Genomic DNA, 8,615 nt, shown 5'->3' with positions numbered 1-8,615 from the left:
TTACCAAAACCTGACAAGTTCGTAAAAAGTCTTTTTTTGTCACCCTGAATTTATTTCAGGGTCTCTAACTTATTGAAATGTTTAGATGCTGAAACAAGCGAGATCCTGAAACGAGTTCAGGACGACAAATGACACAGTTTGAGACTTTTTACGAGTGCATCAAACCTTATACAGTTGAAGAAGGATGAATTAAAAACACTGGTGGCTTGTATAGAGGAGAAGGTAGATCAGGTGGGGGAATAGTCCACTTATAATAGATTTTATAGGGAGCGGTTACATGAGTGAATTACCCCGCCTTGTCAGCGATTTTTGCCCATGAATCCCGCAGTGTTATCGTTCGGTTGAAGACAGGGGCGTCAGGGGATGAGTCAACGGTATCCACACAAAAATAGCCAAGCCTTTCAAACTGGAACCGGCTTTCAGGTACAGCATCCGCTATGCTTGGCTCCAGTTGGCATGTACTGAGGATTTCTAACGATTTTGGGTTGAAATATTCCGTATAATCAGCACCGTCCTCCAGAGGATTGGCCACGTGAAAAAGGCGGTCGTAAAGACGGACTTCCGCCTGAATGGAGTGAGCTGCCGATACCCAGTGGATGGTCGCTTTGACCTTCCGGCCGTCGGGGGCAAACCCGCTTCGCGTTTCCGGGTCATAGGTGCAGTGGACTTCGACCACTTCGCCCGTATCAGGATCTTTGACGACGCTCACGCACTTTATAAAATACCCATAGCGGAGACGCACTTCCCTGCCGGGAGCCAGCCGATAAAACTTTTTTGGAGGATCTTCCATGAAATCGTCTTGTTCTACATAGAGTACACGGGAGAAGGGCACTTTACGGGAGCCCATTTCGGGATTCTTGGGATGATAGGGGCAATCGAATTCCTCAACCTGGTCTTCCGGATAGTTATCGATGACCACACGCAGTGGTCGGAGTACAGCCATAACGCGCGGGGCACTTTCATTCAGGTCTTCCCTGACGCAGTTTTCAAGTAAAGCCATATCGACAAGACTGTCATTTTTGGCCACTCCGATTCGGTCACAAAAGTCGCGGATCGCTTCGGGGGTGAACCCCCGTCTTCGCATACCTGCAAGGGTAGGCATCAGCGGATCATTCCATCCGCTGACAAACCCTCTTTCCACTAATTCCATAAGCAGACGTTTGCTCATAATAGTAAAGCTGAGATTGAGACGGGCAAACTCGATCTGCTGCGGATGATATTCCACGTTCAGTTCATCCAGAAACCAGTCATAAAGAGGCCGGTTGTTTTCAAACTCCAGGGTACAGATGGAATGGGTGATCTTCTCGATGGAGTCCGAGAGACAGTGAGCAAAATCGTACATGGGATAGATGCACCACTGATCGCCGGTTCTATAGTGGGTCTCTTTTTTGATCCGGTACATGACGGGATCCCGCAAAGTGATATTGGGATAAGTCATGTCAATTTTTGCCCGAAGGACATGGGAACCTTCTTCAAACTCTCCGGCCCTCATGCGTTCGAACAAATCCAGGTTTTCTTCAACTGACCGTTCGCGATAAGGACTTTCTCTGCCCGGTTCAGTGAAGGAGCCCCGGTACTCCCGAATATCATCGGGACTTAAGCTGCAAATAAAAGCTTTGCCCTTCTTGATCAACTGCACGGCATACTTGTACAGTTTTTCATAGTAATCAGAGGCGTGATATAAACGATCCTCCCAGTCGAACCCCAGCCATTTTACGTCTCGAATGATAGAATCCACATACTCCATGCTTTCCCCGCTCGGATCTGTGTCATCCATACGCAGATTACAGGTAGCCCCGTATTGGGCGGCGATACCAAAATTGAGGCAGATGGACTTTGCATGTCCGATATGGAGGTACCCATTCGGCTCCGGCGGAAATCGGGTAGCCACGCGTCCTTGATGCTTGTTGGTTCTAAAGTCGTCCTCGATAATATCCCTGATAAAATCAGATGGGGCAGAGGCATTGCTTTGGATCATATGTTTACTTTCCTTTCGTGAGCTCGCGCCACTTTTCAAGCCTTTTCTTGACGACTTTTTCGTAGCCCCTCTCTGTAGGCCGGTAGTAAATCTGTCCCTTCAGTTTTTCAGGTAGATAGTCCTGAGGGGCATGGGCATCGGGAAAATCATGATCATACTTATACCCCCTGCCATAGCCGAGATCTTTCATCAAGCCTGTTGGCGCATTTCGAATATGAAGCGGTACCGGGAGTGTGCCGGTAGTGCCTACGGTCTGTTTAACATTTCCGTAGCCTGTGTAGATAGCGTTACTCTTCGGGGCCGTCGCAAGGTAGACGGCGGCCTGTGCCAGGGCAAGTTCACCTTCGGGAAGACCGATGAATTGAAAGGCCTGCATAGCAGAGACTGTTATCGATAGTGCATCAGGATCGGCATTTCCTATATCTTCAGAAGCAAATCTGACCATACGGCGGGCAATATAGAGCGGATCCTCGCCCCCTTCGAGCATACGGCAGAGCCAGTAAAGTGCGGCATCCGGGTCACTTCCCCGCAAGCTCTTATGAAAGGCTGAGATGAGATTGTAGTGCTCTTCGCCAAGCTTGTCATATTGGAGGGCTTTCTTCTGGATAGCCGTTTCCACCACTTTTCGTGTGATTTTTCTTTGCCCCGCCTCCTTTTCCTGTACGAGAAATGCTGCCGCCTCCAGATTATTCATGGCTGTACGGGCATCTCCATCGGCCGTCCAGATGATGTGTTCCAGGGCATCCGGGTCAATCTCCAGGGAGAGCGGTCCAAAACCGTTTTCTCTGTCGCTTAAAGCCCGCTTCAGGATGATTGATAATTCGTCATCGGAAAATGGCTTTAAGACCATCACCCGTGTCCTTGAGAGCAGTGGGGCGATGACTTCAAATGAGGGGTTCTGAGTTGTGGCACCGATAAGTGTAATTAGACCGTTTTCCACGTGTGGTAGAAAGGCATCCTGCTGGGCCTTGTTGAACCGGTGGATTTCGTCAACGAAGAGAACGGTTTTTTTTTGATGATAGCGGAGCTGTGACTTTGCCTCTTCGATAACGGCTCTGATTTCTTTGACTCCGGAAAGAACAGCAGAGAATGCTTCAAAATGAGATTTTGTATCGCGGGCGATGATGCGGGCTAAGGTTGTCTTTCCCGAACCTGGCGGTCCCCAGAAAATCACAGAAAACAACTTGTCCTCTTCTACGGCACGGCGAAGCAGTCCGTCTTTTCCAAGGAGGTGGTGCTGTCCCACAAAAGCCTCGAGGGTTTTGGGTCGCATCCTGTCCGCCAGCGGGCTCATTTCCCCTTTTTTCTCTTTTTCGGTTTGATCAAACAGATCCATTGATTTATCAGCCATCGGAGATTGATGCATTCGTAAAAAGTCATAAACTGCACCATTTGTCATCCTGAACTCGTTTCAGGATCTCACTTGTTTCAGCATCTAATTATTTCAGTAAGTTAGAGACCCTGAATGATCCTGAAACAAGTTCAGGACATGATTTTGGGTGACAAAAAAGACTTTTTACGAGACCATCAAGATTAGATTATCTGAAATATAATAGGGAGGCAAGAACATTTCCCAAATCCACCGCCTAATTTTACGAATTCCTTTAGTAATAAGGTCTTGCAGTAATTTTGCTTGCACCTGAGTACTGCAAATAAAACATTATAAACCTATGTTTCTCAAGGGTTCTCCGATTTTGATGGTGAATCAGGGATTTGTGGAAGGGTGGTAAGGAATTTTTAGTCCGGGACCTGTTTTTGATTTTTTGCCGCCTCTATGAGTTCAATCAGAGTCATTACCTTGTTCTTGGGTGCTTGATTGAAACAGCGATCCCACTCTTCCCGGGAGAGTTTTGAACTGAGATACTTTTCAACTGGAAAATACATTTCCCAGCAGTCGATTATGTGTGGGCAGGGAAGATTATTTCTTTCTCTCCGGCAGTAGAAAAAAGTAACCTCCCCTCCCAGTCTCGGACACCTTATCTCTAAATGATCATATTTTTCCATTTTGTTATCCCATAACTTTTATGGGGACAGATTTCAAATCTGTCCCCATAAACTTCGATTAGTGTAAGCTGCTTATACTTTGGGAAGTTGAGCCAAAGCCTCTTCTACCATTTCCCTGGGATACTCATAATCATGGAGTTTACCGGAAAGGTAGGCATCGTAGGCAGCCATATCAACATGCCCGTGTCCGCTGTGTGCCAAGAGGATGGTTTTTGACTCACCGGATTCTTTGCACTTAAGGGCTTCGTCAATAACCGCTTTAATAGCATGATTTGCCTCGGGGGCGCTGATAATACCTTCAGTACGAGCAAATGTTATCCCGGCCTGGAAGGTTGCAAGTTGATGCTCAGCTCTTGCTTCAACAAACCCTAATCTATACAGGTGGCATATGAGGGGCGCCATCCCATGGTAGCGAAGACCTCCGGCATGGACCGGAGGCGGAATAAAGCCGTGCCCGAGGGTATACATCTTGATCAATGGAGTAAGCCCGGCCGCATCGCCAAAATCATAGGCATATGGTCCCTTGGTTAGAGTAGGACAACTTGCAGGCTCAACATTGATGATACGCAGGTCTGGTTTTGTACCGTCAATTTTATCTTTAACAAATGGGAAGAACAGGCCGGCGAAGTTTGAGCCGCCACCGATACAACCTATGATAATATCGGGGTATACATCTAACTTTTCCATCAGCTTTTTTGCCTCCAGCCCATTTACGGTTTGATGCAGCATGACATGATTGAGCACACTGCCCAGGGCATAGTGGGTATCATCACGAGACACGGCATCCTCTACGGCCTCACTGATAGCAAGACCAAGGCTGCCGGGACAATCAGGGTCTTTTGCCAGCATATCTCGCCCTGCCTTTGTCTCGTTGCTGGGGCTTGGTACGCACTTGGCTCCCCAGGTCTCCATCATAACGCGGCGATAAGGCTTTTGATCGTAGCTGATCCTGACCATATAGACCTTAATCTCAAGGTCAAAGCAAGCGCCGCCAAAAGAGAGGGCGCTTCCCCACTGTCCGGCTCCGGTCTCGGTGGCGATGCGCTTAATTCCTTCCATCTTGTTATAGTACGCCTGGGCCACGGCAGTATTGGGCTTATGACTTCCAGGAGGGCTTGACCCCTCATATTTATAGAAGATCTTAGCCGGTGTATCTAAAAACTTCTCCAATCTATGTGCCCGGTACAGCGTTGTAGGTCTCCATAATTTATAAATATCTCGCACTTCCTCAGGGATTTCAATCCAGCGTTCGGTACTTACCTCTTGTTTAATCAACTCCATAGGAAATAGAGGAGCCAGATCATCGGGGGTTATAGGGTTTCCTGTGCCCGGGTGCAAAACCGGTGGAAGTGGCTCAGGCAAATCTGCCTGAATATTATACCAGTACCGCGGTATTTCCTCTTCACTGAGAGTAAACTTTGTTCTCTTATCCATTTTTATCTCCTTGTCTTATTATTTGGTTATTTAAAAATATTTATATTTTGATGCCGAGCTTCTATTGAGATGTTTGCATAATACACATATTGTCATTGCGAACGTAGTGAAGCAATCTCAAACTATCTGTAATTACAAATAGATTGCCACGTCGCTTCGCTCCTCGCAATGACCAGAAAACCAATTATGCAAACCTTTCCTATCCTCTTTAGCAAAATTTATCGGAAAATTCATATCATTTTTATTCAAAATACCTTCACCTGTTTCATAATATATCCTCCTTTTCGTTTTTACTTCAGATAGCCTGCCAAGATCCCAAAAAAGCCATGGGAAAACCCATGGCTTTTTTTAGTTACTATATCAGGAGCCATGGGAGTTTCCTATTTGCCCACGACCCTTATTTGCTTTTTACCATAGAGACTCGACGGGCAGACCAGTTTTTGCCTGCCACCACCAATAAAAAGTAAAAATTCCTGCTCTAAAAACCATAACTGCCTCGTATCTTCAGCCAATTTCCTGCTAACATATAAAAATGGCTGATGTCAAGGGGAAAATCCTGTCTTTCAAGACATCTGATTTTTGGTCGTCCGTCCAGAGGCGTCGCCCGGAAAAATTTTCGAAGTGAGTAATGATAATATAATTCCTAATGCAGGCTTAGCCCGTCTTGTTTCCGCAGTGGGGGCAGAAAGTGAAATCTCCGCTCAAATTTCGTCCGCAGTGGCGGCACCGGACATCACCTTCTTTCACTGCTCTACCTTCCTTATCAAGAACCACGCCGCATTTTTCACACATTAGAACCGTGTCACCACGCTTGACCTGGAAAATAGGGATAAAAAACAGACTCAGATAGTTGTCAACCCTTTTTAGATATGCTGCATGGTAACCGCAGGAAGGGCATGGTCTCGGATTATTGCTGATTCGTCTGGTTCTCGGTTGAATGCCGCCGATGAAAAAAAACATTTTTTGCTCCTGTGTTTAGGGCTTGCACGCGCAAGCCCTGAACACATCAATCATTTTATCATGTATCTTTCCATTTGAGGCGAGCATATGAGGAGATTTCAGATAATAATCTTCCCCGAAAATATCGGTAACCGTACCACCTGCTTCTTTTACCATGAGCCACCCGGCAGCAGTATCCCAGGGCTTCAGCCTCAGTTCCCAGAATCCGTCAAAGCGACCCGCTGCCACATATGCGAGGTCAAGGACCGCTGATCCCGCCCGGCGAATAGCCTGTACCTTCGTGGCCATCTCATTAAAATAGTTGAGATTATTGTCCGGGTTTACGCGGATATCATAAGGAAAGCCGGTAGCCAGAAGACTCCTTGAGAGGTCTAAGTTGTTTGAAACAAAAATCCTTTTATGGTTTAAAAAGGCACCACCACCCTTTTCAGCAACAAACATTTCTCCCGTCACTGGATTATAAATGACCCCGAGGATAATCTCATTTTCCTGTTCCAGGGCAATGGACACACAGAAAACCGGATACCCATGAGCATAATTGGTGGTGCCGTCAAGTGGATCTATAATCCATCTAAATTCAGATCCCCTGTCTGTTTCTGAAGATTCCTCCGCCAGTATGTCATGGTGTGGGAATTTCTTGTTGATTCTGGATATAAGCATATCTTCGGACATCTGGTCGATTTCTGTAACAATGTCGATTACACCTTTGTAATTTATCGTATGTTCGTCATTCAGTCTCTCTTTAAGAAAGTTCCCTGCTTCCCTTGCAATATCTATTGTAAATTCCCTGTAGTCATTCATAAGTGGAGTCTCCGGAAAAGTAATCTGATTGAAGCTATCACTTTGAATCAAGCTTATCAATATTAAAAATCAGGCACAAAGTGACAGAGGCACAGAGTGACAAAGGCACAAAGGCACAGAGGCACTGAGAGAAAGTAGAGCATGTTTTTCCCCGAGCAGACCTGTTTAATGGCGGTGGGGGCATGTCTGCGTGCGCCTGCCTGTCGTGTCCACGATGAAGACAGGGAGACGCACAGGCAGGCATCGGCTCCTACGATGCCATGTGCTGAAGTTACCACCCCAAAATAGACATTGAAAATAAAGTCTGTTCTCCCCATCCCGTAGGACAGCCGTCTCGGCTGTCTAAGCGTTTCACCATTATGGACAGGCGGGACGCCTATCCTACTGTGTTGGAAGGGTCAATGTCTATTTTGGGGTATCAACTTTTTGTTGCGTGACCATATATTTAATGATAGATGTCTCATCTGGTAAATTTATAACAAGCTTAAAAGTGTTTCAGGTTTGCTTTAGCGTACGGTAGATTCTATGAAAAACGAAAATAACTCCATCACTGAAGAATTGAAACAAGATGTTGAAGAAACCGGCCTTGATTTAAAAAAAGTCAGGGAATCAAGTGGCATAACCTTAAATGATTTATTTGAATCAACCAGGATTAGAATTTTAATTCTTGAGGCCATTGAAAATGAAGAATTCCACTTACTTCCTGAATCCGTCTACACAAGGACTTTTATAAAAACCTATGCTAAAGCGGTAGGTATTGATAGCGAAAAGATACTTTCCCGTTATGAGAAATATCTGGAACAGGATAAGTCATCTCGTGAGGAAGCAGTTAAAAGCAAGAGTTGTCTGTCTAAGTTTTATAACTCTCACCGCAGTCTCCCAGGATGGATATTAACAGGCCTTTTTATTATAGTCTTTATCATTTTCTTGTTGTATCCTAAGCACAAGGCAGAAAATGTTAAAAAGGAAGTTGCTGATAAAAGTAAAACCGCAGTAACAGTAAAAGAGGCTGAACCTCAACCCGCAGTAGTGGAAAAGCAAGCGGAAGAGCTCAAAACGGAAATTGAAGAAGAATCCAGCGTCAGTCAGGACATTGCTAATAAGCAAAACGAAGTTGTTGAGGCTGCCTATAAAATGACCATAGAAGCAACTGAACTGGTATGGCTAAGCATAACAGTAGATAATAACCCTCCTAAAGAAGTTTTATTGAGACCTGGTGAAAAGATCTATAAAGAGGCTTCAAAAGGGTTTACAATTGATATTGGTAATGCCGGAGGCGTTAATCTTACTTTTCAAGGGGAATCTCTTGGAGTCTTGGGAAAACATGGTCAGGTCATCCATTTAACACTGCCGTAAGATATCGAAAGCGGAAGATAACCCCACTTTGAGTTTAAGTAAATGTTTGACAAGGACACCTTGATGTTTTAAGGTGACAACA

8 protein-coding genes are annotated in these 8,615 nt (G+C 45.5%); 1 reads left to right on the top strand and 7 read right to left on the bottom strand.

Annotated features, from left to right (window positions below; translation table 11 throughout):
- Positions 1–286 precede the first annotated feature (286 nt).
- From Q7J27_13555 to Q7J27_13525, 7 genes are all read right to left on the bottom strand, one after another.
- On the bottom strand, positions 287–1,978 hold the full coding sequence (locus tag Q7J27_13555; GenBank protein ID MDO9530166.1) for a glutamine--tRNA ligase/YqeY domain fusion protein: 1,692 nt from the start codon (positions 1,976–1,978) through the stop codon (positions 287–289).
- A 4-nt stretch (positions 1,979–1,982) separates the two neighbouring features.
- Positions 1,983–3,377 carry a replication-associated recombination protein A gene (locus tag Q7J27_13550; protein ID MDO9530165.1) on the bottom strand — a complete coding sequence of 465 codons (1,395 nt, stop codon included), beginning with the start codon at positions 3,375–3,377 and terminating at the stop codon, positions 1,983–1,985.
- 338 nt (positions 3,378–3,715) lie between these two features.
- Positions 3,716–3,982: a hypothetical protein gene (locus Q7J27_13545; GenBank protein MDO9530164.1), complete on the bottom strand. Its 267-nt coding sequence runs from the start codon at positions 3,980–3,982 to the stop codon at positions 3,716–3,718.
- A 72-nt stretch (positions 3,983–4,054) separates the two neighbouring features.
- On the bottom strand, positions 4,055–5,416 hold the full coding sequence (locus tag Q7J27_13540) for a TrpB-like pyridoxal phosphate-dependent enzyme (protein ID MDO9530163.1): 1,362 nt from the start codon (positions 5,414–5,416) through the stop codon (positions 4,055–4,057).
- A gap of 380 nt (positions 5,417–5,796) precedes the next feature.
- Positions 5,797–5,928, bottom strand: coding sequence for a hypothetical protein (locus Q7J27_13535; protein MDO9530162.1), 132 nt, complete (start codon positions 5,926–5,928; stop codon positions 5,797–5,799).
- 142 nt (positions 5,929–6,070) lie between these two features.
- Positions 6,071–6,376, bottom strand: coding sequence for a zinc ribbon domain-containing protein (locus tag Q7J27_13530; GenBank protein ID MDO9530161.1), 306 nt, complete (start codon positions 6,374–6,376; stop codon positions 6,071–6,073).
- A 15-nt stretch (positions 6,377–6,391) separates the two neighbouring features.
- Positions 6,392–7,177: an inositol monophosphatase family protein gene (locus tag Q7J27_13525; GenBank protein MDO9530160.1), complete on the bottom strand. Its 786-nt coding sequence runs from the start codon at positions 7,175–7,177 to the stop codon at positions 6,392–6,394.
- A 525-nt stretch (positions 7,178–7,702) separates the two neighbouring features.
- On the opposite strand from Q7J27_13525, the gene Q7J27_13520 reads away from it, so the two are divergent.
- Positions 7,703–8,533, top strand: coding sequence for a DUF4115 domain-containing protein (locus tag Q7J27_13520; protein ID MDO9530159.1), 831 nt, complete (start codon positions 7,703–7,705; stop codon positions 8,531–8,533).
- The last annotated feature ends 82 nt before the right edge of the window (positions 8,534–8,615 follow it).

It is taken from the genome of Syntrophales bacterium (genome assembly GCA_030655775.1).
In the GTDB taxonomy this organism is placed as follows: domain Bacteria; phylum Desulfobacterota; class Syntrophia; order Syntrophales; family JADFWA01; genus JAUSPI01.
This window is presented reverse-complemented; position numbering and strand designations above follow the sequence as displayed.